Annotated in this window: 26 protein-coding genes and 1 pseudogene; 5 read left to right on the top strand and 22 right to left on the bottom strand. The window is 61.9% G+C overall.

What is annotated here, in order from left to right; all coding sequences use genetic code 11:
• Positions 1–291: 291 nt before the first annotated feature.
• The 3 genes from eat to eutC are packed head-to-tail and all read left to right on the top strand — an operon-like array spanning position 292 to position 3,881.
• On the top strand, positions 292–1,653 hold the full coding sequence (eat, locus tag HAQ05_RS23835; RefSeq protein WP_190425511.1) for an ethanolamine permease: 1,362 nt from the start codon (positions 292–294) through the stop codon (positions 1,651–1,653).
• Positions 1,654–1,656: 3 nt separating this feature from the next.
• Complete coding sequence (locus tag HAQ05_RS23830; protein WP_190425509.1) at positions 1,657–3,051, top strand: ethanolamine ammonia-lyase subunit EutB; 1,395 nt, start codon at positions 1,657–1,659, stop codon at positions 3,049–3,051.
• Positions 3,052–3,059: 8 nt separating this feature from the next.
• Entirely contained in the window at positions 3,060–3,881 is an 822-nt protein-coding gene (gene eutC, locus HAQ05_RS23825) for an ethanolamine ammonia-lyase subunit EutC (protein WP_190425507.1), read from the top strand.
• Positions 3,882–3,894: 13 nt separating this feature from the next.
• Here the strand turns inward: eutC and HAQ05_RS23820 are convergent, their stop codons facing one another.
• From HAQ05_RS23820 to ku, 3 genes are all read right to left on the bottom strand, one after another.
• The gene (locus HAQ05_RS23820; RefSeq protein ID WP_190425502.1) at positions 3,895–4,854 is read right to left on the bottom strand and encodes a class I SAM-dependent methyltransferase; all 960 of its coding nucleotides are present in this window, start codon (positions 4,852–4,854) and stop codon (positions 3,895–3,897) included.
• 41 nt (positions 4,855–4,895) lie between these two features.
• Positions 4,896–5,330 carry a cytochrome b gene (locus tag HAQ05_RS23815; protein WP_420825795.1) on the bottom strand — a complete coding sequence of 145 codons (435 nt, stop codon included), beginning with the start codon at positions 5,328–5,330 and terminating at the stop codon, positions 4,896–4,898.
• Between the two features lie 352 nt (positions 5,331–5,682).
• A complete protein-coding gene (gene ku, locus HAQ05_RS23810; RefSeq protein WP_190425497.1) occupies positions 5,683–6,555 on the bottom strand; it encodes a non-homologous end joining protein Ku in 873 nt (290 codons plus the stop codon).
• Between the two features lie 337 nt (positions 6,556–6,892).
• Between ku and HAQ05_RS23805 the strand changes: the two genes are divergently transcribed.
• Positions 6,893–7,165 (top strand): DUF1652 domain-containing protein, encoded by a 273-nt coding sequence (locus HAQ05_RS23805; protein ID WP_190425495.1) that lies wholly within the window; start codon positions 6,893–6,895, stop codon positions 7,163–7,165.
• A gap of 50 nt (positions 7,166–7,215) precedes the next feature.
• Here the strand turns inward: HAQ05_RS23805 and HAQ05_RS23800 are convergent, their stop codons facing one another.
• The 4 genes from HAQ05_RS23800 to HAQ05_RS23785 all read right to left on the bottom strand — a co-directional run bounded on the left by HAQ05_RS23800 (position 7,216) and on the right by HAQ05_RS23785 (position 9,733).
• Positions 7,216–7,491, bottom strand: coding sequence for a peptidylprolyl isomerase (locus tag HAQ05_RS23800; RefSeq protein WP_190425493.1), 276 nt, complete (start codon positions 7,489–7,491; stop codon positions 7,216–7,218).
• On the bottom strand, positions 7,488–8,342 hold the full coding sequence (locus HAQ05_RS23795) for a CopD family protein (RefSeq protein ID WP_190425491.1): 855 nt from the start codon (positions 8,340–8,342) through the stop codon (positions 7,488–7,490). The genes HAQ05_RS23800 and HAQ05_RS23795 overlap by 4 nt, the downstream gene beginning before the upstream one ends.
• 4 nt (positions 8,343–8,346) lie before the next feature.
• The gene (locus tag HAQ05_RS23790) at positions 8,347–8,688 is read right to left on the bottom strand and encodes a copper resistance protein CopC (RefSeq protein ID WP_190425489.1); all 342 of its coding nucleotides are present in this window, start codon (positions 8,686–8,688) and stop codon (positions 8,347–8,349) included.
• A 70-nt stretch (positions 8,689–8,758) separates the two neighbouring features.
• Positions 8,759–9,733, bottom strand: a complete 975-nt coding sequence (locus HAQ05_RS23785; protein WP_190425584.1) for a GlxA family transcriptional regulator — start codon at positions 9,731–9,733, stop codon at positions 8,759–8,761.
• A gap of 94 nt (positions 9,734–9,827) precedes the next feature.
• On the opposite strand from HAQ05_RS23785, the gene HAQ05_RS23780 reads away from it, so the two are divergent.
• The gene (locus HAQ05_RS23780; protein ID WP_190425486.1) at positions 9,828–10,520 is read left to right on the top strand and encodes a DJ-1/PfpI family protein; all 693 of its coding nucleotides are present in this window, start codon (positions 9,828–9,830) and stop codon (positions 10,518–10,520) included.
• On the opposite strand, the gene HAQ05_RS23775 is transcribed toward HAQ05_RS23780, so the two are convergent.
• From HAQ05_RS23775 to HAQ05_RS23705, 15 genes and pseudogenes are all read right to left on the bottom strand, one after another.
• Positions 10,499–11,101 carry a PqiC family protein gene (locus HAQ05_RS23775; protein ID WP_190425483.1) on the bottom strand — a complete coding sequence of 201 codons (603 nt, stop codon included), beginning with the start codon at positions 11,099–11,101 and terminating at the stop codon, positions 10,499–10,501. The two genes, HAQ05_RS23780 and HAQ05_RS23775, sit on opposite strands and share 22 nt — an antisense overlap.
• A 5-nt stretch (positions 11,102–11,106) precedes the next feature.
• Complete coding sequence (locus HAQ05_RS23770; protein WP_190425480.1) at positions 11,107–12,774, bottom strand: PqiB family protein; 1,668 nt, start codon at positions 12,772–12,774, stop codon at positions 11,107–11,109.
• Positions 12,767–13,381: a paraquat-inducible protein A gene (locus tag HAQ05_RS23765; protein ID WP_190425477.1), complete on the bottom strand. Its 615-nt coding sequence runs from the start codon at positions 13,379–13,381 to the stop codon at positions 12,767–12,769. Before HAQ05_RS23765 ends, HAQ05_RS23770 begins: the two co-directional genes overlap by 8 nt.
• Positions 13,378–13,986, bottom strand: a complete 609-nt coding sequence (locus tag HAQ05_RS23760; protein WP_190425474.1) for a paraquat-inducible protein A — start codon at positions 13,984–13,986, stop codon at positions 13,378–13,380. The genes HAQ05_RS23765 and HAQ05_RS23760 overlap by 4 nt, the downstream gene beginning before the upstream one ends.
• 245 nt (positions 13,987–14,231) lie before the next feature.
• Positions 14,232–15,122: an EamA family transporter RarD gene (gene rarD, locus HAQ05_RS23755; protein WP_190425471.1), complete on the bottom strand. Its 891-nt coding sequence runs from the start codon at positions 15,120–15,122 to the stop codon at positions 14,232–14,234.
• A gap of 67 nt (positions 15,123–15,189) precedes the next feature.
• On the bottom strand, positions 15,190–15,339 hold the full coding sequence (locus HAQ05_RS23750) for a hypothetical protein (protein WP_190425468.1): 150 nt from the start codon (positions 15,337–15,339) through the stop codon (positions 15,190–15,192).
• Between the two features lie 225 nt (positions 15,340–15,564).
• A complete protein-coding gene (locus tag HAQ05_RS23745) occupies positions 15,565–16,263 on the bottom strand; it encodes a CSS-motif domain-containing protein (RefSeq protein ID WP_190425465.1) in 699 nt (232 codons plus the stop codon).
• Between the two features lie 180 nt (positions 16,264–16,443).
• Positions 16,444–17,442, bottom strand: coding sequence for a lysylphosphatidylglycerol synthase domain-containing protein (locus HAQ05_RS23740; RefSeq protein WP_190425462.1), 999 nt, complete (start codon positions 17,440–17,442; stop codon positions 16,444–16,446).
• Positions 17,439–18,671: a cardiolipin synthase ClsB gene (gene clsB / locus HAQ05_RS23735; protein WP_190425459.1), complete on the bottom strand. Its 1,233-nt coding sequence runs from the start codon at positions 18,669–18,671 to the stop codon at positions 17,439–17,441. Before clsB ends, HAQ05_RS23740 begins: the two co-directional genes overlap by 4 nt.
• A complete protein-coding gene (locus HAQ05_RS23730; protein ID WP_190425456.1) occupies positions 18,668–19,480 on the bottom strand; it encodes an endonuclease/exonuclease/phosphatase family protein in 813 nt (270 codons plus the stop codon). Before HAQ05_RS23730 ends, clsB begins: the two co-directional genes overlap by 4 nt.
• 93 nt (positions 19,481–19,573) lie before the next feature.
• Complete coding sequence (gene modC / locus HAQ05_RS23725) at positions 19,574–20,662, bottom strand: molybdenum ABC transporter ATP-binding protein (RefSeq protein WP_190425453.1); 1,089 nt, start codon at positions 20,660–20,662, stop codon at positions 19,574–19,576.
• Positions 20,663–20,664: 2 nt separating this feature from the next.
• Complete coding sequence (gene modB / locus HAQ05_RS23720) at positions 20,665–21,345, bottom strand: molybdate ABC transporter permease subunit (RefSeq protein WP_190425451.1); 681 nt, start codon at positions 21,343–21,345, stop codon at positions 20,665–20,667.
• Positions 21,345–22,097 (bottom strand): molybdate ABC transporter substrate-binding protein, encoded by a 753-nt coding sequence (modA, locus tag HAQ05_RS23715; protein WP_190425436.1) that lies wholly within the window; start codon positions 22,095–22,097, stop codon positions 21,345–21,347. The genes modB and modA overlap by 1 nt, the downstream gene beginning before the upstream one ends.
• A 630-nt stretch (positions 22,098–22,727) precedes the next feature.
• The gene (locus tag HAQ05_RS23710) at positions 22,728–23,360 is read right to left on the bottom strand and encodes a hypothetical protein (RefSeq protein WP_190425581.1); all 633 of its coding nucleotides are present in this window, start codon (positions 23,358–23,360) and stop codon (positions 22,728–22,730) included.
• Positions 23,361–23,905: 545 nt separating this feature from the next.
• Positions 23,906–25,258 (bottom strand): annotated as a pseudogene (locus HAQ05_RS23705) (hypothetical protein); the annotation flags it as partial.

Raw genomic sequence — 25,258 nt, 5'->3', positions numbered from 1 at the left:
AAGCAAATGCCGTACCTTTGCCCTGTTTCCCCGGGCCAGAGCCGCCGCGCCTTACTGGCTGTGCGCTGGCCCGTTACCCGATTACCCATTTTACGGCCGAATGCGGTGGCCGCCATAACGAGAGAAAAAGCCCAGTGCTGGTGCGCCGGTGTGCATTTCGCCCCAGGCTGGACCACCTTCGGCAAACTTGACCGCAGGCGCCGCAGTGCGGTGTGCACGGTCAAGCCTTGGGGGTGTTACGTGGTTATCCTGCCGCTATGCCAATGACTGGCTTCCCTTGCGAGGTGTGACATGACCGCGACAAAACTCAAACCCACCCTAGGTACGCTGCACCTGTGGGGCTTGGCTGTGGGCTTGGTGATTTCCGGCGAGTACTTCGGCTGGAGCTATGGGTGGGGTACCGCGGGTACCTTGGGCTTCCTGGTGTCCACGCTGTTGGTAGCGGTGATGTACACCTGTTTTATCTTCAGCTACACCGAACTGACCACGGCGATTCCCCACGCCGGCGGCCCATTCGCCTACAGCCTGCGTGCCTTTGGGCCTACCGGGGCAACCGTTGCCGGGCTGGCAACGTTGATCGAGTTCGTGTTCGCCCCGCCAGCCATCGCCATGGCCATCGGCGCCTACCTTAATGTGCAGTTCCCGAGCTTGAGCCCGAACGTGGCGGCGGTGGGCGCCTATTTTGTGTTCATGGCCCTGAATATCCTCGGCGTCAGCATCGCCGCCACTTTCGAGCTGGTGGTCACCGTGCTGGCGGTGCTGGAGCTTCTGGTGTTCATGGGCGTGGTGGCACCGGGGTTTAGCTTCAGCCGCTTCGCGCTGGGTGGCTGGGCGGGGTCGGACACCTTCAGCCCAGCGGCGATTTCTGGGATTTTCGCGGCGATTCCGTTCGCCATTTGGTTTTTCCTGGCCATCGAGGGGGCGGCCATGGCGGCCGAGGAGGCCAAAGACCCCAAACGCACCATCCCACGTGCCTATATCGCCGGTATTCTGACCTTGGTGGTGCTGGCGCTGGGGGTAATGATGTTCGCCGGCGGCGTGGGCGACTGGCGCGCGCTGTCAAACATCAACGACCCGCTGCCACAAGCCATGAAAACCGTGGTGGGTGATAACTCGGCATGGATGCATATGCTGGTGTGGATCGGCCTGTTCGGCCTGGTGGCCAGCTTTCACGGGATTATCCTGGGGTACTCGCGGCAGTTCTTCGCGCTGGCCCGCGCAGGCTTTTTACCTCCGGCGCTGGCTAAGCTGTCGCGTTTCCAAACCCCGCACCGGGCGATCATCGCCGGCGGCGTGGTGGGCATCGCCGCGGTGCTCAGCGATGGCGCGGTGAACCTGCAGGGCATGGGCTTGACCGCCGCGATGATCACCATGTCGGTATTTGGCGCTATCGTGATGTATATCATGAGCATGCTCAGCCTGTTCAAGCTGCGCCGCAGCGAACCGCAGCTCGAACGTACTTACCGCGCGCCTGGCTACCCGCTGATCCCAGGCATCGCCCTGGCCTTGGCGTTGGTATGCCTGGTGGCGATGGTATGGTTCAACCCCACCATCACGGTCATCTTCGTGGTGCTGATGGTGCTGGGCGCAGTGTTCTCCAAACTGGTCCGTGGCCGTGGCGCCATCGACCCGCAACTGGCAACGGAGGTCTGAACCATGGCCAGCTTCGCCCACGTAGTCGCCGGCTGTTCCTGGCGTTTCGAGAACCTACGCGAGCTGATGGCCAAGGCCAGCCCCGCGCGCTCGGGTGACTACCTGGCCGAAGTGGCCGCCGGCTCCGACGCCGAGCGTGCCGCCGCGCAAATGGCGTTGGCCGAGGTGCCGCTGAAGCACTTTCTCGAGGAGGTGCTAGTACCCTATGAAACCGATGAAGTCACCCGGTTGATCATCGATGGCCATGACCCCGAAGCCTTCGCCCCGGTCAGCCACCTGACCGTGGGCGGTTTTCGCGACTGGTTGCTGGGCGAACAAGCCACCGAATGCAGCCTGCGTGCGCTGGCGCCGGGGTTGACGCCGGAGATGGCCGCCGCGGTGTCGAAAATCATGCGTGTGCAAGACCTGGTACTGGTGGCGCAGAAGATCCGGGTGGTCACCGCGTTTCGCAACACGGCGGGGTTGCGCGGGCGCATGAGCACCCGTTTGCAACCCAACCACCCGACCGACTCCGTGGCCGGTATCGCCGCCAGCGTGCTCGACGGGCTGCTATATGGTAATGGCGATGCGATGATCGGTATCAACCCGGCCACTGACAGCTTGGGAACGATTAGCGAATTGCTGAAAATGCTCGATGGGGTCATCCAGCGCTATGGCATCCCAACGCAGTCATGTGTGCTCACACACGTGACCTCTTCGATCGCCGCAATCGAGCGCGGGCTACCGCTGGACCTAGTATTCCAGTCCATCGCCGGCACCCAGGCGGCCAACGAAAGTTTCGGTATCAGCCTGCAGTTGCTCCAGGAAGGTTACGAGGCGGGCTTGAGCCTCAAGCGCGGCAGCGTTGGGCAAAACCTCATGTATTTCGAAACCGGGCAGGGCAGCGCGCTGTCGGCCAATGCGCACCATGGCGTGGACCAGCAAACGTGCGAAGTGCGTGCCTATGGTGTGGCCCGGCATTTCAACCCGTTCCTGGTCAACACGGTGGTCGGCTTCATTGGTCCTGAATACCTTTATAACGGCAAGCAGATCATTCGTGCCGGCCTGGAAGACCACTTTTGCGGCAAGTTGCTGGGCGTACCGATGGGCTGCGACATCTGCTACACCAACCATGCCGAGGCTGACCAAGACGACATGGACATGCTGCTCACACTGTTGGGTGTGGCCGGTATTAATTTCATCATGGGTATTCCCGGGTCCGACGATGTGATGCTGAACTACCAGACCACCTCGTTTCATGATGCGCTGTACGCCCGCCAAGTGCTGGGCCTGAAACCTGCGCCGGAATTCGAAGCCTGGTTGGCGCGCACCGGCATCTTGCACCAGGACGGCCAGCAACTGCGCCTGGGCCGCGATGTGCCGGCCGCGTTCCGCCCGGCCTTGGCCCGGTTGGGTTGAGGCCGGCCATGCACGATGACGATGGCACCCCCGCACGCCCTGACCCCTGGCAGGCATTGCGCCGGCTGACGCCGGCGCGAATCGCCCTGGGCCGCGCCGGCACCAGTTTGCCCACCCGCGCGCAGCTGGACTTCCAATACGCCCATGCGCAAGCCCGCGACGCGGTGCATTTGCCGCTCGACACGGCCAAGGTCGGCCAGGCGTTGTGTGCCCATGGGCTGGAGGTGTTCGACCTGCACAGCGCCGCCGCCGACCGCCACAGTTACCTGCAACGCCCGGACCTCGGCCGCAAGCTCGATGGCGCCAGCGCCGAGCGGCTGGATCAATGGGCTGTACGGCACCCGCAGGGCTATGACCTGGCGGTGGTGATCGCCGATGGCTTGTCGTCACTGGCCATCGAACGCCATGCCCCGGCGATGGTGGAGCGTATCTGCGCACAAAGCGCCGCTGAAGGCTGGCGCCTGGCGCCGATCAGCCTGGTGCAGCAAGGCCGGGTGGCTTTGGCCGATGAAGTGGGCCAGCGCCTGAAGGCGCAGATGGTGGTGATGTTGATTGGCGAACGGCCCGGCCTGAGTTCGCCCGACAGCCTAGGGTTGTATTTCACTTATGCACCACGGGTGGGCCTGACCGACGCCGCGCGCAACTGCATCTCCAATGTGCGCCTCGAAGGCATGAGTTACGCCATGGCCAGCCACACACTGCTATACCTGATGCGCGAAGCCTGGCAACGCAAGCTTTCTGGGGTGAACCTCAAGGATGAAGCGCACGTGCCGGTGATCGATGGGCAGGGTAAGCCGGCCCCCGGTAATTTTCTGCTGCCCGAAGGATAGCCGCCGGGCCTGGCTATGGCTGGGCGGCTGCGATACAGGGGCCTACCGCAGTGTTGCCCCAGTGGAAGCGCAGCACTTTCAGGCCACCGTCAGGTTCGCAATCGGGGAACTCCGGCGGGTTTTCTAGCCGCTCGACGAACTGCAGCGCTGGCGCTTCGGCCGCCATGCAGCCGATGATAAAACCCGCGCCCAGGGCTGGGTCGTTCACGCACGCGAGTACGTCGCCCCCTGGCGCCAGTAGGGTAGGGAGCTTGCGCAGCACTTTGCGGTAATCCTGGGTCAACACGAAGCTGCCTTTTTGAAAGGTAGGCGGGTCGATGATGACCAGATCGTATGGGCCGCCGCGGGCCACTTTGCCCCAGGATTTGAACAGCTCATGGCCGAGGAAGCGCACTCGGTCCAGGGCATGGCCATTGAGCCGATGGTTGTCCCGGCCGCGGGCGAGCGCCGCGCGCGACATATCGAGGTTGACCACCTGCGCCGCGCCGCCGGCGATGGCACACACTGAGAAGGCGCAGGTGTAAGCGAACAAGTTCAGTACGCGCTTGCCATGGACGTGCTCACGCACCCATTGGCGCCCCGTGCGCATGTCGAGAAACAGCCCGTTATTTTGCGCGTGGCCCAGCAGCAGGTGGTAGCGCAGCCCATTTTCGCTGGCTTGCCACTGTGTGCGTGGCTCACCCAGCAGCCACAGCCCAGGGCTGCCCGGCAGGTAGCGCTGCTGCAGCCACACCGCCTTCACCGCAGGCTGTTCTGTGGCCAGTGCCCGGCAGCGGTCGCACAGCGCCTGCAAATCGGCCGGTGGGCGAAACACCTGCACCTGCAGCACGCCTTCAAGCCAGTCGACGGCCAGGTGTTCCAACCCTGGCCAGCACCGCCCGCGGCCGTGCAGCAGGCGCCGGGTCTCTGCTGGCGGTGTTGCCAGCGCCCGGCGCAGCAGCTGCTGAAAAAGGTCGAGTGCGGCGGTGTTCATCGGTTCAAAGCGCCCGCTGGCTGAGGTAGCCGCGCATTCTATCAGCGCATGCGCGCCATCACAGTGTGACCGCGCATCTGATGCCAGACCACTGCGGCCAGGTGCAACCCTACCAAGGCCGCCAACGCCATGCACGCCAACTGGTGCCAGTGGTGTAGCCGTGCCAGCCAAACCGCGTCATGCACCAGCGAGGGCAGGGTGAATAGGCCGAACATCGTGACCGGCGTTGCCATCATCAATACCCCCGTGACCAGCACGGCACTGACCAAACCGTACAATGCCCAGTGCACGGCGCCGGCCACGTTAAGATTGGCGCTACCCGGTTGCGTGCACTTAAGCCATAGCCGCCAAGCAAAGAACGGGATGAACACCGAAGTGATTTGCGGGTTGAAGGACTCCACCCATTGGCGTATCGCGCAACCCGGTGGGAAGGCTTGCACACCAAACCCGCTGACAGAGGCCCAAAGAATTATCACGGCGGATAACCAATGCAGCGCACGGCGGCTGCGGCTGTAACGGGTGCACATGAGAATAAACTGCCAATGCTGGTGGGTTTCGTGTACTAGCGCGGGCCAACCCTACCAGCGGCACTGTGCCACCTCAATAACCACACCGTCGCACCCGCAGCGATATTGACGTGGGTCAACACGGCGGCGACTGAGGCGTTTCAAAGGTGAGGATGAGAATTAACGCATAATGCATTGATTAATAAATTATTTAGGGGTTCGATCGGCGGTGAGCCATTGCAGGGCTATAAGCCGAGAAAGGGCAGTACCCCGGCAGCAACAGCCGCCCACGACGGTGCGGCTCAGCGCTGGGAGGGTGCACTCAGGACGCCTTTGGGCGTTTGCTGGGTGGTTTGGGCTTGGCTTTAGCTGCCGCCGGGGCGGCCGATTTTTTTGCTATGCCCGGTTTGGCGCCCAAGCTGCGTTTGAGCAGTTCGGTCAGGTCGATCACTTCGGCACCGCGCTTGCCTTGCTCCTCGTCGGGGCGTTCTACCGCTTCGAGTTTCCCCTGGCCGGCTTTTTTCTCGACCAGCGCCATGATCTTCTCTTCGAAGGTATCGACGTAGTCCTCCGGCGACCAGTGGCCGCTCATGTCTTCGACCAAGCGCTTGGCCATGTCCAGTTCGGCCTTCTTCAGCTCGGCCTCGGTGACCGCTTTGGGCAATTCCAGGCTATCGAGGCTACGCACTTCGGCGGGCCAGCGCAGTTTAACCAGTACCAGGGCGTCCTCCAGCGGCATCAGCGCACACAGGTACTGCCGGGTGTGCAACACCACTTCCGCCAGGGCAACTCGCTCGGTGCTGGCCAGGGTTTCACGCAACAAGGCGTAGACCTTTTCACCGCGTTTATCGGGCGCCAGATAATAGGGGGTATCGATATTTTGCAGCGGGATCTCATCGCGTGGGATAAACGCCATGATGTCGATGGTTTGGGTAGACACCGGGTGCGATGTGCGTATGTCGTCTTCACTGAGGACAACGTACTGGCCTTTTTGGTACTGCACCCCCTTCACGATGTTTTCTTTGGTCATTTCTTCCCCGGTGGCCTTATTGACCCGCTTGTAACCCACCGGGTCCATGCTGCGTTTGTCTAGCCAGTCGAAGTCCACGCCTTGGGAGGCGGTGGCAGACACCAGTGCGACGGGAATATGCACAAGGCCGAAGCTAACGGCACCTTTCCAGATGGCGCGGGGCATGGGATTCTCCTGGTGTTGCAGCACGGGTTACAGCTACAGAGGCGCGGGGCGGGCTAAAAGTTCGGGTTTTGCGCTTAAGCGGCGCGGCAAAGTGCATTGTGCATGGGTGCTATTCGGTGACCGGGCAAAACGCCCGAATGATTTTAGCGTTCACATCAACAACCAGCCATAACCTATTGATTTTTTATTGCAGACGAACGGTCATTTCATCGGCCCGTTTCATGCTGGCATAGGGGGTGGCTGCAGCGATAGGCATCGCCGGCCAGGCCTGTATTCGCACCGGCGCCTGCCGCGGCGTAGGGACATTTATAGTTGATCAAAGGGAGAGGGGCGCCACATGCTGTCGACACTGGAACTTCGTAACATCATCGAAAGTAGCTTTTTGCCACAGCGCTGCCAATGCACCCAAGGGCGGGACCATTCACTGACGGTCAAAATTTTTGGCCGAGGCTCCGACCACGTCGATTTGACCGTGACCGGTATCGACAGCCGTGGTTTGAACAGCAGCAGGGCGATTTCCAGTTTAATCATGGGGTTGCGCCACGACCTTGCGAAGCATCATCACCAAACCCAGCCCAAGGTACGCCCGCGCGCCCACGCCAGCCTGTAAGCGCCTATTTGCATAACGCTGCCCCCGCCTAACAGGCGGGCGGCGTTGCGCTACCCGCGGAAAAAGACCTGCACCAGGTGGTAGCCAAATGTGCTTTTTACCGGCCCATGCACGGTGCGCAGCGGCTTTTTAAATATCACACGGTCAATCACCGCGACCATTTGCCCTGGGCGCACTTCACCCAAGTCACCGCCGCGCTTGGCAGAAGGGCAAAGCGAATGTTTGCGGGCCAGCACATCGAATGCCTCTCCGTTGGCCAGCCGCTGCTTGAGCGCTTCGGCCTGCTCGGCGGTTTTCACCAGAATGTGCCGGGCCTGGGCTTTCATAGCGCCGCCCAGGGGACTGGCGCCAAAGTGCCAAGCAATGCCACTGCCGCCAGCGCGGCGACGCCACATAGCCATTCGGCACCCACGCTCAAGGCCAAGCCGTGGGGCACCGGCCGGGCCGCTTGGGTGCGGTTGTACAGGGCAAGGGCGAGCATCGCCACCACCAGCACCGCCTTGGTGGCCAGCACTGCGGCGTAGGCCGAGCCGCTCGGTACGAATTGCCCGGTAATGGCACGTACATTGGCCACCCCCGTAAGCAAAATCACCACAACCAAGGCGGTCCCATAACGGCTGAAGCTAAAAACAACCTGTTCAAATACAATGCCTTGCTTCATAAACCTAGTGCACAGCATCAACAGCAGCGCGCCGAGCCAAGCACCGGTGGCCAGCAGATGAAGCAATTGGTTCAACACCAACAACCCGCCGGCCACGCCACTGAACATGGCTGCATGGCCTACTGGCGCCAGGGTACCTAAGGTCAAGGTCGCCAATGCCAGGGCCGGTGTGTGTGAGCGCCAGCCGGGAATGCGCCAATACACCAACTGCACCAAGCACAACACCAAGTGCACACTCCAAACATTGCCGAAAAACGTTGCCAGCAACACCTTGCGCAGGGTTGCCGGCGCCACCCCGGCAGGCCAACTCCCGGCCATTTGCGCAGCACCGGCGAGCAACCAGCCAATGCCGCTGAGCAAGGCGAACAACGCCACCAGGCACAGAAAGGGGTCCATCGCGCGGCGCAGTGCCATGACCGCTTTGGCCTCGATCAACAGCGGTCGGAACACCGCCACGCCGAACAGCACCATCAAGCAAAAAAAGTGTATAAGCCTAAATAAAACCAATAATCTCATGTAGTTATTGGCCTATTTTAAAGTGAAATGTACCGCTGCTTTTATGAGTATCTACGCTCACTACTTGCCATTGGCCATCATATTCGCCGGGTGCCAGCGGGCTACTCGGTTGGGCGAGCAGTACCTTGGGGTTGTCGGCTTGGGTAGAAACCGCTTGTAAAGCGACAGCATGCCCTTCGGCATCGGTAACGGTGACGGTGCTAAAGGCGGCTTCCACGCCTTCGGAGAACACCAGCTTCAGTAGCTGTGCATCGGCCTGGGCGCCGGCCAAATGGGCATGGGCCAAGGCTGGCGGTACGGCCATGCTGGCTAGTAGGGCGAGGGTAACGGTGATCAGCGGTTTCATCGGGCAGGACCTAGGGCAGAAAAACGCCGACTTTACCAGTGGCACCGCCCTTCGGCCAGCCACCGGCGCTTTACCCAGCCGCGTTGCCACGAAAGCGTTCACCCCACGCCTGCGGCGGCACCCCCCGGTGGCGAATGAAACAGCGGCGCAAGGTTTCTTCGCTGGCGAACCCGCATTGCCGGGCGATGCGCTTGAGTGCGCCTTGGCCCTGCGCCAGCAGCCGGCAGGCGGCCTCCAGCCGCATCAGCTCCACAGCCCGGGCGGGCGTGTGGCCCGTGTGCGCACGGTAATGGCGCAAGAAACTACGCTCACTCATGCCGGCCTGCTCAGCCAGGCGGCCGACGCTCAGGTCGGCGGCCAAGTGCTCGAGCATCCATGCGTGCAGGGTGTCGAAGCGCCCGCCTGCTTGTTGCAAGGCCAGGGTGGTACTGAATTGTGCCTGGTCGCCCGGCCGTTTGAGGAACACCACAAGGTGGCGGGCCACTTCGAGTGCCGCGGCATGGCCTAGATCTTCTTCCACCAGGGCCAGCGCCAGGTCGATCCCCGCCGTAACGCCCGCTGATGTCCACAACGGGCCGTCGTTGATATAGAGCCGCGCCGGCTCCACGCGCGTACCGGGAAACGCCTTCGCCAATTGTTCGCAGCGCGACCAGTGAGTGACGGCCCGGCGGCCATCGAGCAACCCCGCATGGGCCAGCAGGAAGGCGCCCGTACACACCGAGGCGATACGTTGGCAATGGCCGGCGCGCTCGCGAAGCCACCGCACCAAGGCCGGCTGCGCGGCAGCCTGGTAAACACCCCAACCGCCCGCCACCAGCAGCGTGTGGCAGGCATCGGCCGGCGCGGGTAGGGGCTGGGCGAGCAGCGGCATACCCGCGCTGGTCATGACCGGGCCGCCCCCTTCGCAGACCAGCCGTAGTTGGTAGGGCGCGGCGCGCCCGGCGGCTTGGGCCAAGTCATTGGCGCTGGCGAACACCTGCAGGGGACCGGTGACGTCCAACACTTGGACGGCGGCGAAGGCAAGCATGTCTATTTGGTGAGGCATTTTGGCGGGAACCGTGGGTTTAATGGCGATACGGCCAGCAGCTTCGCGCAGTACCGTGGCCTTGTCCAGCCCAACCCAACACGGAGCGAAGCGCATGAACGTGGGTTTTTTGCTATTTCCTGGTATCCAGCCATTGGACCTTATCGGCCCGTTCGATGTGCTGGCAGGGCTGCCGGAGGTGAGCCTTTGCCTGTTGGCGCCTGAACTGGAACCCGTGCAGGCCAGCAGGGGGCTATGGCTGCGGCCGGATACGCTCTTCGGCGCCTGCCCAGCGTTGGATGTACTGTGCGTACCCGGCGGTGCCGGTATCGAGGCGGTGATGGCCGATGACCGATACCTTGAGTTCATTCGCGCACAGGCCCCAGGCCTGCGTTACCTCAGCTCGGTGTGCACTGGCGCCTTGGCGCTGGGTGCGGCAGGGCTTTTACGTGGGCGGCGGGTGACTACCCATTGGGCCTATCAGCATCTGCTGGTGGCCTTTGGTGCGGTGGCGGTTGAGCAACGGGTAGTACGCGACGCTGAGCTGATCACCGGCGGCGGGGTCACCGCGGGCATTGATTTTGCCCTGGTGCTGGTGGCTGAATTGTTCGGCACGGAACGGGCACAACGGCTGCAGTTGGCGCTGGAGTATGCACCGGCACCGCCCTTCGCCAGCGGCCACCCGGCCGAGGCGCCGCCGGCCATCGTTCAGTTACAGCGCGCCGCGGTGCAAGGGGCGGTAGACCAACGCGCCGCGGCGGTGGCCCGGGCAGCGGCCCGGGTGGGTCAGCGGGCGCAGCCTTGCTGAGGGTTGTTGGCAAACCCACGGGCGGTGTTGGCGATGGCCTTGGCCAATTGGCCGATGGCCTGCTGGTGCGCCAGTACCAGGTTATCCAAGCCATTGCCAGCCGGCACGCGCAGCGTCGAGCTGCAGGTGAGGCTGCGCGGTGTGCCGGCATTGCCACTTACGGCAACGCTCCATACGGTGTCGAGCAACGCGTACTGCCCTGGCAGCGAGTCGAAACGGCGAACGTCGGCGCGTACGGTGACCAGCGGTTGCCCAGCCTGCTTGGGCATGTTGGCAAGGTCGCGGCTGCCCATCTCTAGTTCTAGCCGGGCGGCCAACGCATCGTGGAGTTCATCGGCCAACGGCGCGCCCCAGCGTTCGTTGTCCAAGATCGCCAGGTTGCCGCGGTCTTCACGCACCACTAAGGCCGGCTGGTCGACCTGCACCGGAATGCGTACCGCTTGCAACTGAAAGGGCGGGCCGGGGACGCTGGTCGGCGGGTTGGCGCCGGCCGGGGCGACCAACGTGTAGTAATGGGTGGGCACCGAGCTGCAGGCCGCCAGGCCCAGGCTGGCACACAGCGCGAGGTGTCGCAGGTTCATGGCGGTCACTCCGGGTCGGTTTCACGGGATGTCGAGGGCGACGAACGGTAGGCGTCGGGTTGGCCTTGTTGGGTGCGCCCGCGGATCAGCGCCTCGGGATGGCGGCCGAGGAAGTCGGTCAGCGCCCGCACCGAACGCGCGGTACGCTGCAAGTCTTGCATGGCATCGGTGACGCCCTGGCGTTGCGGGGAGTCTTCGCCTAGCGATTGGCTGGCGGCCGCTAATGTCTTGTGGGCTTCAGCGAGGGCCTGGTTAAGTTGCGGCAAGGTGTTGCCGTTGACCTGGGCCAAGGTTTTATTGAGCTGCGCCAGGCTACCGCTGAGGTTTTCACCGATTTCGTTAAGCGGCAGACGGCTGATCTTGTCGACCATGGCCTGCAGTTGCTCCTGCAGTTTGTCGAGGCTGCCCGGTACCGTAGGGATCTCTATGGGGCGGGCGGCCGAGTTGACGTTCACCGGCGTCGCATTGGGCATGAAGTCCAGCGAGATCATCAGTTGGCCGGTGATCAGGTTAGCGCTGCGCGCCTGGGCGCGCAGGCCCTGTTTGATGAAGGTCGCCATCAATTTGTTCGCCCGCTCATCGTCTCCTTCGCCGCCGATCTGCGCCAGCACTCGCTCATACGCCTTGCCCAGGCGCGCCGGGTAGATCACCGCGCCGACCAGGGTCGGGAAGGTCTTGCCGTCTTCGTCGTAGTCGAGGTCTACCGATACCACGTGGCCGAAGTTCACACCATGGAACTCCACCGGCGCGTTAACGTTCAGCCCGCGCAGCGATTGGTTGAAGCGCATGTGGATGTACTTGGGTTCGCCGTCAGGTGGCGCCAACGCGGTTACCTGGTCGCCGAATAGGGTGAAAGTATGAAGCGGCTCGGCAGGCTTGGCGTCGGGGCTGTACTTGGGCTCGACGAAGGCCACGCCGCCGGAGAGTATCGCCGACATCGACTGGGTGTTGACCTTCAGCCCCGAGGCGCCCAGGCTCACGTCCACGCCGCTGGCGTTCCAGAAGCGGCTGTCGTCAGTCACGTACTTGTCGTTAGGCGCGTTTACGAAAATCTGCACGTCGATGCCCTTGCCGTCTTCGGCCAGGTGGTAGGACACTACTTGGCCCACCTGAATGCGCCGGTAATACACCGGCGAGCCGATGTCGAGCGAACCGAGGTCTTCGGTGCGCAGGGTAAAGCGCCGGCCTTGCTGGCCATAGGTGACCGGCGGGGGTGTTTCCAACCCGGTGAAGGCCTTGCGGGTGCCATGGGCGCGGCCAGGGTCGGCGCCGATGAACGAGCCGGACAGCAGCGTGTCCACGCCGCTGATGCCTTGGGCGCCGATGCGCGGGCGCACCACCCAGTATTGCGAATCGTCCGAGGTAAACGCGCTGGCCGAGGCGTTTAGCGCAACGGTCGCGGTCACCTTGCTACGGTCATCGGCCAAGTTGATATCGGTCACCTGGCCGATGACCACGTTCTTGTATTTGACTTGGGTTTTGTTGGCTTCCAAGCCTTCGGCGGTTTGGAAGTCGATGGTGATTTGCGGGCCTGCGGACAGTGCGTTGTGCACCAACATCGACACCCCCACCAGGGCCGCGGCGATCGGCACCAGCCATACCAGGGAGATATTCAGGCGGCGTTGCCTCACCTGCGGCGTTCCAGGGTTCACGGGGTGTCCTTGATCAGTCATCTGTTACCTCTGCATCCCAGATCAGGCGGGGGTCGAAACTCATGGCGGCAAACATGGTGAGTACCACCACCACGCCGAAGAACAATATGCCGAGCCGGGGTTCCACGGTGCTCAGCGAACGAAATTGCACCAGTGCCGCGACCAGGGCGACGACCAGCACATCCAGCATCGACCAGTACCCGATCAGCTCGATAAAACGGAACAGCCGGGAACGCTCGCGCATGGCCCAGCGGCTGCGGCGCTGGCAGGTTACCAACAGCAGCCCCAGGGCGAAGAACTTCAGGCAAGGCACCACCACGCTTGCGAAAAAAATCAGCAAGGCGATATCCCACGAGCCGCCTTTCCAGAACTCGATCACACCACTGAGGATGGTGTTTTCGCTGGCGCTGCCGAACATCTGCGTGTACATCACCGGCAAGGTATTGGCCGGGATGTAAAAGATCAGCGCCGCCACCAGGAAGGCCCAGGTGCGTGAGATCGAATGGGGCTTGCGCGCATGCACGGCGCTGTCGCAGCGTGGGCAGGTCGGCGAATCGGCCTGGCAAGCCTTGGAGCAGATATGGCACAACACCAGGCCATGGTCGCGGGCGAAGGGCAGTTCGCTCATGTGCGCGCCTCGTACAGTGCCCAGAGCTGCTGCACGCTCTTACCGGAAATCAAGATGATCAGCACGGCGAGCATCGCCAGGGCCCAAAGGCCGATGCCGGGGTGAACGCTGAGCATGCTGCCCAGCTTGATGATCGCCACCAGGATGCCGAGCAAGCACACTTCGAGCATGCTCCAGGGCCGCAGGTGTTCAAGGGTGCGCATGCACAGCTTGAACCCTGGCGCCACGCGCCCGCCGCAGGCATGGCCGAGCAGCCAGAACAACAACAGGATCTGCAGCAGCGGGGCGAGGATCACGGTCACCCCCATCACCGCCGCCATGGGGGTGATTTGCCCTTGTGCCAGGGCCTTGACGGATTCGCCGAGGGTGGCGGCGTTGGCCAGCCCCTCGAAGCTGATGGTGATCACCGGAAAACTGTTGGCGAACACGAACATCAAGGCGGCGGTGATCGTGAGCGCCAACTGTTGCTGCAGCCCCAGGCGCGGCTGGCGCCACAATACCGCGCCGCAGCGCCGGCACAAGCTCGCCTGGCCTGGTTGCAGGGGTACGGCCCGGTACAGCGTGTCGCAGTGTTCGCAGATGATCCAGTCGGTGGCGATCGTCATTTCGGCTGTTCGCGGCACGCGGCGCGCGGGGTGTCCATTGGGGTGGGGGAGCATTCTGGGCAATCGCGCGGGCGCTGTCTATGGCCGTTGCTAGGGCTTTGATCGCAGCGGCGGCAGAATTATCCCTGAAGCCGCCTATTAACGTTGCGCTGAAATACCTCGCCGCCGGGGTGCCCGCATTTTGCGCGGCACTGTGCTTGCACCGCGCGGCGCGCTGCCGGCCAGGCTATTACGGGTGCAGCCGGCTATGGGCGGGGCTGTTGGCGCGGGTGCAACAGGTGGTGGGCGCCTTCGACGATCAGCACGGCCACCGCCAGCCAGATGAACCCATAGGTAGGCCATTGTTCGGCGCCAATGCGTTCGCCGAGCAACAACGACACTGCCACCAGCAGCGCCGGTTCAACGTAACTGAGCAAACCAAACAATGAGAACGGCAATTGCTTGCTGGCCACCACATAACACACCAGCGCGGCCGCGCTGATAGCGCCCAGCAGCGGGACCAAGCCGTACAAACCTGGGTGGGCGGCAAGGTCTGCGGCCGACAGCGGGCCGCGGACAACGAAATACAGTGCGACCGGGGCCTGTAGCAGCATATCGGCCCATAGCCCGCCCAGATGGTCGTTGCGGCAGCTGCGGCGGACGATGAAATACACCGGGTAGCCGAGGGCGACCAGCAGGGTTTCCCAGGCGAAGCTGCCGTGGTACAGCCCTTCGTAGCCCACGCCCAAGGCGGCGAATGTGACGGCCAGCGCCTGCGGGCGTGAGAGTTTTTCATTCCACAGCAGTTTGCCGGTCAGTACCATGGTCAGCGGCAACAGGAAGTAACCCATCGACACTTGCAGGCTACGCCCGTGCAACGGCGCCCACAGAAACAACCACAGTTGCACGCCCATCAGCGTGGCGGTGGCCGCGCTACCGGCCAGCAGCCATGGGCGGGCGCGAATGCGCCGCAGTACCCCCAACGCCAGGTGCCAGTCACCGCTGCACACCAGAAACAGCGTCACGCAGGGCAGCGTCAGCAACATCCGCCAGCCAAAAATTTCCTCGCCACTCAGGGGGGTGAGCAGCGAGGTGTAGTAATACATGGTGGCAAACAGCATCGATGCCAAGATCGATGTGACGATCCCTCGGGACACAGCGGCCTCTTGCGGCAAGGGCATATTATGGGGGGCGCACAGTACCGCAAGCAGGCAACGCTGGCATTTATTTCTTATCGGCGTCTTTGTCCTGCATCTGCACCGACGACTGGCTGCCGTCATTGTTGTGTTGGGTGTTGTTCTTGTCGGCGCTGTCGAAGCAGCCGTGCAATGCCAGCAAGCTAGTACCGAGGATCAAGGCGTGTAGGGCTTTCATGGCGGTTCTCCTGAGGGGGGTTTAAGGTGTGACCCGCAAAAGGGCACCGCAGTGCCATGGCATAGAAGCGGGCTCTGTCGATTAACCACCTGCGTGCATCGCGGCTAGTGGCGACACACGGCGGGGTGATGGCTCAGGTAGCCTGGCCGTGTTGCCGCTGGTTTGCGCTAGTGACACTGCCGCCAGGCGGCGGGGCGGCCGCGGGCACCGGCTTACAGCCGGCACTTACCGGTGCCGGCGGGTCAAGGCCCAATGGCAAAGCCCCGCACAAATCACTGCCAATACACTCAGGCGCGCCAGCATCATCACCCATTCGCTGCGAATGGTGTCCAGCACGTCGTCACTGGAGAGTGTGCTCTCGACCTCGTAAGGCCATAAGGTCGACCGTGCCCGGGCCGAGTATTGCTGGTTATCGGTACTGTTGCCGCTGAGCATGGCCCCGTCGTCCCACAGGATGGTGCCGGCGATGCGCAGGGACAAGTAGGTATCACCGCTGATCAACTTCATCCATTTGATCACCCATTGGTTATCGACCACTACCGACACGAACCGCTCGGGCGTGCCGCGATTGAGCAGCAGCGCCCCGCGTGCGGGGCTGGCGGGGTCTTGGGCGTTGATACTCAGCCAGGTCGTGGCGGCCGGTTTCGCGCTGGGCAACTGCGGTTCCGGTGCCGTGCAGTCGTTGCGCGCCAACCGTAGAAAGCCCAGGCTCAGTTCTGGCAAGGTGTCCGCCGCTGGCGCCGAAGCCACCAAGGCGTCGCAGGAGGCGGTAAGCCATGGGTCAGCTTGCGTTGCGGAAGCGGCCAGTTGGGTAAATAAATCGTCGAAGTGCGACAGGGCCGCGGTGATAACCCGTTTGTTTTTTTCCTGCAAGCTGTGCTCTATGGTGAAAAAGCTTACGGCCATGCCAATTATCAGGGGCAACAGCCCCGCCAGGCTGGTCGCTAGCAGCGTACTGCGGTGAGACGGTGTTTTCGCGGTTATGGCCATCTTGCACCTCTGTCCATTGACGTGGTTCATCGGCGCGAAAGCATAAGGCCGGCCCTATGGTTGCCATTGGGGTAGGTGGTGTGGGAATTTTCCTTAATTTGCGTAGGCACGCGGTTACACCGGGCGCTGCTGCTCTTGCTGCTCGGCCGGTGGCGGCTGCGTTTCGGGATGGCTTGGTAGGGCCTGGGCCAGGGCGCGGCGCTCCAGCAGCAGGTAGCCGATACAGGCGATCGCCAGCGGTAGCAAGAAGTACAGCGCCCGATAGGCAATCAACGCCGCCAGCAGTGCGCCCTTGCCATACTGGCCATGCAGCAGCGTGATGAACACGGCTTCGAGCACGCCCAAACCGGCCGGAATGTGTGCGATCACCCCGGCGATGCTGCTGATCAGCAAAATCGCCAGCACGCTGGGGTAACTGACGCCCTGCGGCAACAGCAGGTACATCAGGCCGCCCATCAGCGCCCAGTTCAGCATGCCGCCGGTCACTTGCACCAGTGCCATTGAGAAACTGGGCAGGTTGATGTCGTGGCCCTTCACGCGCCAGCTACGCTTTTTCGAATAGCCGCACGCCAGCAGGTACGCCACCACCGTGACCAGCATGGCCGCGCCGATCAGGCGCAACCCGACGCTGCCGAGCTCAACGCTGGCGGGCAGCGGTGGCAAACCCAGCGCGAAGAGCGCGCCGCCGAGCAATAGATAACCGCTCCAATTGGTGACCAGCCCGAGGCTGAGGATGCGGGTCACGGTCGACACCTTGACCCCGCGCTTGCCATAGAGCCGATAGCGCAGGGCGATGCCGCCGATCCATGAACTCAGGTTGAGGTTGAACGCATAGCATACGAACGCGATTTGCAGCACTTGGCTGTTGGGCACGCTGTGGCCGGTGTAGCGTTTACCGATCAGGTCGAATGCGCTGAATACCCCATAGCTGGCCAACGCGATGGCTGCGCCCAACGCCAGGGTGACCCAGCGGTACCGGCGCAGCCCGTGCCACACTTCTGCCCAATCCATGTTGTGCAATAGCATGTAAAGAAATACCGGAACCAAGATAAAGCACGCCCAGTTGAGTATCCGCCGCACCCATGCCCAGCGTTTCGACGATTTTTCGCTCATAAGCTGTTCCCCGATGACAGCCCGTCTTGGTTAGGCTGCTCTTGCACGGTGGTCCAGGGCTTGAGGTGGGGGGAGTGGGCCGGGAGCAGGCCGATCCACGCCGGGAAGTGCCTTAAAAAGTGAAAGCACAAGAAGATCAACGGTGCCCGCCACCAATAGCCACGCAGTACCCGCTGCAAGGTGACGGCTTTGCTGTGCTGCTCGATCAAGGCGTGCAGGTGTTCATGCAGCCGCTGATTGAAGGCGTGGTCGTCGATGAACAGGTTGGCCTCCAGGTTCAACGACAGGCTTAGGGGGTCGAGATTGCTTGAGCCCACGGTGGCCCAATGGTGGTCGACCAAGGCGACCTTGGCATGCAACGGCCGCTCTGTGTACTCACGCACGGTCACGCCATCGTTGAGCAGATAGTTGTACAGCAAGCGTGAGCACAGCCGTACCAGCGGCATATCGGGCACGCCCTGCAACAGCAGGGTGACTTGCACCCCACGGCGCGCGGCATCGCGCAGTGCACGTAATAGCTGGTAACTTGGGAAAAAATACGCATTGGCGATGACGATACGCTCCCGTGCGTGCTCGATGGCGGTGAGGTATTGCTCTTCGATGTCGTCGCGGTGCGCTTGGTTGTCGCGCAGCGCCAAGGCAATGCGCGCCGCGGTGCTGTCCGGCTGCAGGGGTACGTCACACGCCGGCGAGGGCGGGGCCAAGCGGGGTGCATGGCGCGTTTCATCCATCAGTTTAAGCGTCGCCTGGCGCAGCGCGGTAACGATGGCGCCACGCACCTGTACGGCGTAATCCTGCTTGGCCATCGGGCCATAATCAGCCACATGGTCGGCACAAAAGTTGATACCGCCGACAAAACCCACTTGGCCATCAACCACCACGATTTTACGGTGCAAGCGCCGAAACAGGTTCGTGCGCATGCCCAGCAAGCGGCGCCTGGGGTCGAAGGCCAGTAGCTTCACCCCGGCTTCGGCCAGGGCGCTAATGACTGTGGCCGATAGGTCATCGCTGCCATAGCCGTCGACCAATACCTCCACATATACACCGCGCTGGGCGGCTGTGATCAGCGCTGCCTGCAGCGCGCAGCCTACCGCGTCATCGCGGAAAATGAACGTTTCCACCAGCACTTCTTCGCGGGCGGCTTCAATGGCGGCGAACACCCGCGGGAAAAAATCATCGCCGTTGATCAATAACTCGATGAGGTTGCCATCGGACCAGTGCAGGTTCACAACTGTACCTCCACGGCCAATGGCACATGGTCGGATAAATGCGACCAAGGCTTGCGCGATAACGCGTTGGGCGCCTGTGCCTGGGCATTGCGCAGGTACACCCGGTCCAACCGCAGCAGCGGCCAGCGCGCCGGAAAGCTACGTGCCGGGGCGCCATAGGCCTGTACGAACGCTTCCTGCAGGCCGCACCCTGTGAGTACCGCATCGGCCCGCAGGCGCCAATCGTTGAAGTCCCCAGCGACGATCACCGGCGCGGCGGGGTCCAGGGTTTCCAACAGGCGGCACAGCAGTAACAGTTGCTGGTGGCGTTGCGCTTCGCGAAGGCCCAGGTGCACGCACACCGTATGCACCTCGCCGTGCCCGGGCACGGCCAACACTGAATGCAACAGGCCGCGTTCCTCGTGGCCGGTCACGCTGACGTCAAGGTTCTCATGGCGCAAGATCGGGAATTTCGACAACAGCGCGTTACCGTGATCACCTTCCGGGTACACCGCGTTGCGCCCATAGGCGAACACCGGCCACATGCTGTCGGCGAGGAATTCGTACTGCGGTACGTCTGACCAGTTCTTGTAGCGTTGGCCATGGCCGCGGTGGATGCCGAGCACCTCTTGCAGGAACACCACATCGGCGCCGACGGTGCGCACGGCATCGCGCAGCTCGGGCAGCACGAAGCGGCGGTTCAGCGCACTGAACCCCTTGTGTGTATTCACCGTCAGCACCGTCAGGCGGTGCACCGCAGGCGCCTGCTCGGGCAGTGCTTGCGCGGTAGTGATGGGCGCCGTCGGCGGGCGCTGTAGCTCTATCGGCATGCTCGCTCGCAACCCTGTAAAAGTCTTACAGGGTCCGACTCAGGGCTTTCGCCGAAAGTTTCGCCCGCTGGGCCGATGGTGCGGCCCGGCCGGTCAGGCCAGCAACGCCACCGCCTTGATCTGGGCCCACACCTGTTGCCCCGGTGCCAACCCCAAGTGGTCAGCCGAATAACGCGTAATGCGCGCGAGCAGCACGGTGCCGGCGCACGCCAGGCTCACCAGTACATGGGCCGGGTTGTCCGCCGGGACCAGTTCGCGCACCTGCGCCGGTAGCCGGTTCAGGATGCTGCTCTGGCTCTCGTGCTGGTGGCTCAGGCTAACGTCGCGGGCCAGGATCTTCACCCGCAACCAACTGCCATGCGGGCGCTGTGGCTGGGCGATGCGCAGCGGCGTCAGGCCATCGGGCAATACCAGGCTCAGCAGCTGGTAGTGCGCATCGAAGTGTTGCACCTGGGCCCGTACGACCACCCCGGCGTCTTGGCTGTGGGCCAGTGGCAGGTCCAGGCGCGCCAGGGTTTCGCCGATCGGGCCGCTGGCGACAAGCTCGCCGTGGTCGAGCACGGCCAGGTGGTCGGCCAGCCGCGCGACTTCGTCCTGGGCATGGCTGACATACACCAGGGGGATGTCCAGTTCATCGCGCAGCCGTTCCAGGTACGGCAGGATCTCTTGCTTGAGGGCGCTGTCGAGCGCCGCCAACGGCTCGTCCATCAGCAGCAACCGCGGGCTGGTCAGCAACGCGCGGGCGATGCCCACCCGCTGGCGCTCGCCGCCGGAAAGATGTTGCGGTGCGCGGTCGAGCAACGCTTCAATGCCCAGCATCGCGCACACGGCCACTGGCGTGATCCGCCGTTGCGCCAGCGCGACCCGGCGCATGCCATAGTCGAGGTTGCCACGCACGGATAAATGCGGGAACAGGCTCGCCTCCTGGAATACATACCCCAGCGCACGCCGGTGGGGGGGCAGGAACACCCCCTGGGCGGTGTCTTGCCAGACTTCCCCAGCCACCTCGATATAGGCCTGCGTGGCGCGTTCAAGCCCCGCCAGGCAGCGCAGCAGGGTGGTTTTTCCCGAGCCGGAGGGGCCGAACAACGCGCTGATGCCATTACCGGGCAACGCCAGGTTCACCTCCAGGTGAAAACGCTCGCGCGACAGCGCGATTCGCGCCTTGATGGGCAGCGCCACGGTCAACCCCACACCTGTTTGTGCCCGCGGCTGGAATACAGTGCGAGCAAGACCAAAAAGGAAAACGCCACCATCGCGCCCGCCAGCCAATGGGCCTGGGCATATTCTAGGGCCTCGACATGGTCGAAGATTTGCACCGACACCACCCGGGTTTTGCCCGGTATGTTGCCGCCGATCATCAGCACCACGCCGAATTCACCCACGGTGTGGGCGAAGCCCAGGATGGCGGCGGTAACAAACCCCGGCCGCGCCAATGGCAGCACCACCGTAAAAAAGCAGTCCAGCGGTGAGGCGCGCAGGGTCGCGGCCACTTCCAGCGGGCGCGGGCCGATGGCGCTGAAGGCATTTTGCAGCGGCTGCACCACGAATGGCAGCGAGTAGATCACCGACCCTGCCACCAACCCGGCAAAGCTGAACACCACCGTGCCCAACCCCAGCGCTTGGGTGGCTTGGCCCACCCAGCCGTGCGGGCCCAGCACCAGCAGCAGGTAAAAACCGATCACCGTGGGCGGCAGCACCAGTGGCAACGCCACCAATGCACCCACTACCCCACGCAGGCGCGAACGGGTCTGGGCCAGCCACCAGGCCAGCGGCGTGCCGAGTATCAGCAGCAACACGGTGGTGAGGCTGGCCAGCTCCAGGGTCAGGCGGATTGCCGCCAGGTCACCGCTGCCTAGTGGCATCAGAGCTCATAACCGAACGACTTGATGATCGCCGCGGCTTTCGGGCCCTTGAGGTAAGCCACCAATGCTTTGGCCGCGGCGTTGTCCTTGCCCTTGTTCAATAACACCGCATCCTGTTTGATGGGCGCGTAAAGGTTCGCCGGGACGATCCAGGCCGAGCCGCTGGTGACCTTGCCATCCTTGTAGATTTGCGACAGCGCGACGAAGCCCAGCTCGGCGTTGCCGGTCGACACGAACTGATAGGCCTGCGAGATGTTCTGCCCTTCGACGATCTTGCCCTTGACCTGCTCGGTAAGCCCCAGTTTGTCCAGGGCTTGGGTCGCGGCAAGGCCGTAGGGGGCCGCCTTGGGGTTGGCTATCGACAGGTGCTGGTAGTCATTGCCCTTGAGCACGTCGCCCTTGGCGTCGACGTAACCGGGCTTGGCCGACCACAATGCCAGTGTGCCGACGGCGTAGGTGAAGCGCGAACCGGGCATGATGTCGCCTTCTTGCTCCAACTTGGCCGGGGTGGTGTCATCGGCGGCGAGGAACACCTCGAAGGGTGCACCGTTCTTGATCTGAGTGTAGAACTGGCCGGTGGCGCCGTAAGCGGCGACCAATTTGTGACCGGTGTCTTTTTCGAAGCTTTCAGCGATGGCCTGAATGGGCGCGGTGAAGTTGGAGGCTACCGCCACCTGTACTTCATCGGCCTGGGCGCCGAAGGCCAGGGTCAGCAGCGCCAAGGCGGCCAGGCGAGGGGTAAAAGCGGTCATGCGAAAGCTCCTTGCGGTGGGGGAAGTCGTTGTAGTGGCGAGTATATAGCGGAGAGCGGCCGTGGGCCGCAAGCGGTAAGCTTGCGCGGCGGCGCCATTCAACGGCTTGCAGCTTGAGAAACCTTCGGCGGGGGCTGCCGTTTCACCGGGGTAGCCGCTGTGGGCCACGGGCCACCGATGCCTCATCCGTTGCCGCCATTGCTTCCCAAAACGGAGGCGGTGGCGCCTTTGCAACGCCGTTACGCGACCAACTGGGGCATGGGCATTGATCCACCCGGAAACTCCGTTCTGGGCTCCCGCGCACCCTCCGATCGTGTCCCGGGAAGTGGCGTAACTCATCATGGCTCTGGCCACTGAGGCCACTGAGTTTTGCCTTTTAGTTGATCACGGCCGACAGCTTGGCCGATGGATTATCGCTGACTGCTTCGAAGGCCTCCAACTGCATATAGGGCAGTTGCATGCAACGATCATGTTGGCTCCCTCAGTCGTACTTCTGTCGAAGCGATCCCTTGGCGTTTGCCAAACGGGTAGTTGCTTGGGCAACGCATACATCAGCGTGCTGCTGCGGGACCGGTGGCTCGCCAACGTGCGCCCGGTAACTCCCGTAAGCGAAAACGTGCGAACTGGTCATTATGCCGGCCATTCCAAATGAGCGAAATCCTTGCTCTTGGGCGTGACCTTGATGCCCTTGGCTTCCTGGCTTCTGTAGTAAGCGGCAATGCTCAAGTTGGGGTCGATCCTTGCCTGAAGGATGCAAGGCTGTTGCTGCCACGGATAATTCGCCACCTGCTCGCGGAGCCTACGCCCCTCGGTACGCTTCCAGGCGGCAACGTCCAGGTCGCGCCAATAGCGTTCCGGGCGGCCGGTGGCCTTGTCGTGCGCAGCAGTGACAGGGTCCAGGTGGCGGCTTTGTTCGAGAATGGGCAGGTCTGGCAGGGGCTGCTCCACATCCATGTAACGCTGGAGGGTGTCCCAGAAGGCCATGAGGTTGGCTTTGTCCAGGCCCAGGCTGTGCATTTTCATGCCCAAACACACTTTTGTGTTGGTATAGCGGTGGCGCAGCCACAACACATAATCACGCCCGCCATAGGGCAGGATTTGGAGTTGCATGACTGGGTCAAACTCATAGAAGGGGGCGACAAAGGGCGAGCGAAAGCGCCTGCCGATGCGCACCATGCCGTCGCGGCGGTTGAAGCCGCTGCCGTCGTGGCGATAGATTTGGGCGTAAAGTAAGAGCAACAGGTCTGTGCCGAGGGTGGCCATGAATAGGCAGAACGTGCCTAACCAGAAGGCCGTTTGCGCTCGCCAATAACCCCAGAGTGAACCTTGGTCCCAAGCGATTATTCCCACGGTAAAAACAAAACATGTACCCCACAATAAATACACGCCCCAGGGCCTGGGTGAATAATAAAGGGCCAGGCTGAGTATCATTGTCAAACTCCCAATGACGGGACCCAGGACGTCGGAATCTAAAATGTCCGAAATCTTCAGTGTCCATGGTGCGCTAAATACAGTGGCGAGTATCATTTTAAATATAAATAAAATATAAGTAAATTTGCTTTTATTCTCAAAAACCCACTTGTCCGCGCTGCAATTATTTTTCATCCTTTCGATCGAATCAGTATTCCTTTGGCTATTGAGTGCTTTACCCTCTTCAAGTTGGCTCTGAGTTTCTATAGTCGAGTTGATTCTTGCATAGCTGCCCCAAGCCAAAGACGTGTTGAAAAATGTGGTTCGCTCTCTCATACAAGGAGGAAGAGCTGTCATGGCACTGGGTCGAAATGCCGCGGGACCGTAAAATTCTTTGTTCATGCGCCAAGTTCCAAAGTTTCAATATGCCAGTAAGGCGCATTACCTTCCCGGGGGTTTAATGGAGGGCGGCTATGAAATTCGGATGAATAAGGCTTCCAGACCTTGGGCCCGGGTTGCGGAAGCACTAATGTCTGTGAGCGTTCAATGTCCATGAAAAGCCGAAACTGGCCGAATATTTTGAGGCGATGAGTGATGGTTTTATCAAAACGATCCCTTGGCGTTTGCGGGTGAACGGGAAACTGCGTAGGTAGCACGTACATCAGTGTGCTGTTGTCAAGCCGGTAGGCGGCTAGCTTCGGCTCTGCGATTTCTCGACGCTCTACACGTTCTGCGTTGAATGCACCACTGTGATGCAGGACGGCAAAATCTTCCCGGGCGTAGAATTGGAATAAATTCTCCTCGAACATCGATAGCAGCGGCGAATGCACGCTGACCACCCAATCATAAGGCTCGAAGCGTTGGGCAGACGGGCGGCTGCATTCACCCCATCGATTTATAGGTCCGCGTTGCTGGTCGATGACAGATATGCGGTGGCGGAGCGTATCGGATGCATGCGCCCACCAATCTGAGAAGCGTTGTGCCTTGATTACGGGCTTGGCGAGGGCACCTAGTAATTGCTGATATGCAGCGCTGGGGTCGCGTAGGTGAAGGAAGCGAGGATCGTAGCCCAGCGCTTTGCCGGGTACGTTGGCGTTCCTGTGGTTCTGGCCAAACGGTCCGTTTTTTAGCAGTGTTTCAATATCGCTATCTACTAGCCAGCCCGCTACGATGCTACCGATGATGAATAAAGCGGCCCCTACGATGAGTACGACTGGATTGATGCTCATACCGAGAGCATAAGCTGTCCAAGCGGCGCCTCCAGTAGCTGCAATACCGTAGGCAAAGGCAACGTCATGGTCTCCCTGGTGCCACGCGCGCTCGGCGTCCCATAGCGTGATAGCTGTTGTAATGCCCATAGCTATTCCGGAAAATCCTCTCAAAAAGGAAAGGTTTGGGTTGCCAGTCTGTATTCTTAAATTATCAGCCCAGGGTTTCAGATATTTTATTTGTGATATTTTTATGTGTGGTTCGTTTATAAGTTTTATCCAGCTTTTATTATTTCCAAGTAAAGCCTTGGATAAGTTTCCTAATCCGGCGCTAAGATCGATTACTGCGGACATATTTCCAGAGCGGTAGCGCCATTTACCCCCTTCACTTTCGTCCGATACCCCCCTCATCCCCTCAATCTGCGCCTCCAAGTTATAAACCGCACACGCCACCGCAATCAGCGGTATCGTCGGCCCTTGCGAGGCCTTGTCCAGCTTGTTCGCCAACGCATGCTTCCAGGCGCTGTACTTGAGCACTTCCGG

It is taken from the genome of Pseudomonas typographi, assembly GCF_014694385.1.
Classification (GTDB): domain Bacteria; phylum Pseudomonadota; class Gammaproteobacteria; order Pseudomonadales; family Pseudomonadaceae; genus Aquipseudomonas; species Aquipseudomonas typographi.
Note: the sequence above shows the minus strand (reverse complement) of the source record. Positions and strands in the feature narration are given on the sequence as shown.

Coding starts and splice junctions, on each gene's coding strand:
- eutC (WP_190425507.1), top strand. CDS start 3,060: ATGCACGATGACGATGGCACCCCCGCACGCCCTGACCCCTGGCAGGCA.
- HAQ05_RS23785 (WP_190425584.1), bottom strand. CDS start 9,733: ATGCCTCACCAAATAGACATGCTTGCCTTCGCCGCCGTCCAAGTGTTG.
- HAQ05_RS23710 (WP_190425581.1), bottom strand. CDS start 23,360: ATGGCCACCCTCGGCACAGACCTGTTGCTCTTACTTTACGCCCAAATC.
- modA (WP_190425436.1), bottom strand. CDS start 22,097: ATGACCGCTTTTACCCCTCGCCTGGCCGCCTTGGCGCTGCTGACCCTG.
- HAQ05_RS23775 (WP_190425483.1), bottom strand. CDS start 11,101: ATGAACCTGCGACACCTCGCGCTGTGTGCCAGCCTGGGCCTGGCGGCC.
- HAQ05_RS23800 (WP_190425493.1), bottom strand. CDS start 7,491: ATGAAAGCCCAGGCCCGGCACATTCTGGTGAAAACCGCCGAGCAGGCC.
- HAQ05_RS23790 (WP_190425489.1), bottom strand. CDS start 8,688: ATGAAACCGCTGATCACCGTTACCCTCGCCCTACTAGCCAGCATGGCC.
- HAQ05_RS23740 (WP_190425462.1), bottom strand. CDS start 17,442: ATGAGCGAAAAATCGTCGAAACGCTGGGCATGGGTGCGGCGGATACTC.
- HAQ05_RS23820 (WP_190425502.1), bottom strand. CDS start 4,854: ATGAACACCGCCGCACTCGACCTTTTTCAGCAGCTGCTGCGCCGGGCG.
- HAQ05_RS23765 (WP_190425477.1), bottom strand. CDS start 13,381: ATGAGCGAACTGCCCTTCGCCCGCGACCATGGCCTGGTGTTGTGCCAT.
- HAQ05_RS23750 (WP_190425468.1), bottom strand. CDS start 15,339: ATGAAAGCCCTACACGCCTTGATCCTCGGTACTAGCTTGCTGGCATTG.
- HAQ05_RS23760 (WP_190425474.1), bottom strand. CDS start 13,986: ATGACGATCGCCACCGACTGGATCATCTGCGAACACTGCGACACGCTG.
- HAQ05_RS23830 (WP_190425509.1), top strand. CDS start 1,657: ATGGCCAGCTTCGCCCACGTAGTCGCCGGCTGTTCCTGGCGTTTCGAG.
- eat (WP_190425511.1), top strand. CDS start 292: ATGACCGCGACAAAACTCAAACCCACCCTAGGTACGCTGCACCTGTGG.
- HAQ05_RS23805 (WP_190425495.1), top strand. CDS start 6,893: ATGCTGTCGACACTGGAACTTCGTAACATCATCGAAAGTAGCTTTTTG.
- HAQ05_RS23770 (WP_190425480.1), bottom strand. CDS start 12,774: ATGACTGATCAAGGACACCCCGTGAACCCTGGAACGCCGCAGGTGAGG.
- ku (WP_190425497.1), bottom strand. CDS start 6,555: ATGCCCCGCGCCATCTGGAAAGGTGCCGTTAGCTTCGGCCTTGTGCAT.
- modB (WP_190425451.1), bottom strand. CDS start 21,345: ATGCCACTAGGCAGCGGTGACCTGGCGGCAATCCGCCTGACCCTGGAG.
- HAQ05_RS23780 (WP_190425486.1), top strand. CDS start 9,828: ATGAACGTGGGTTTTTTGCTATTTCCTGGTATCCAGCCATTGGACCTT.
- HAQ05_RS23730 (WP_190425456.1), bottom strand. CDS start 19,480: ATGCCGATAGAGCTACAGCGCCCGCCGACGGCGCCCATCACTACCGCG.
- HAQ05_RS23795 (WP_190425491.1), bottom strand. CDS start 8,342: ATGAGATTATTGGTTTTATTTAGGCTTATACACTTTTTTTGCTTGATG.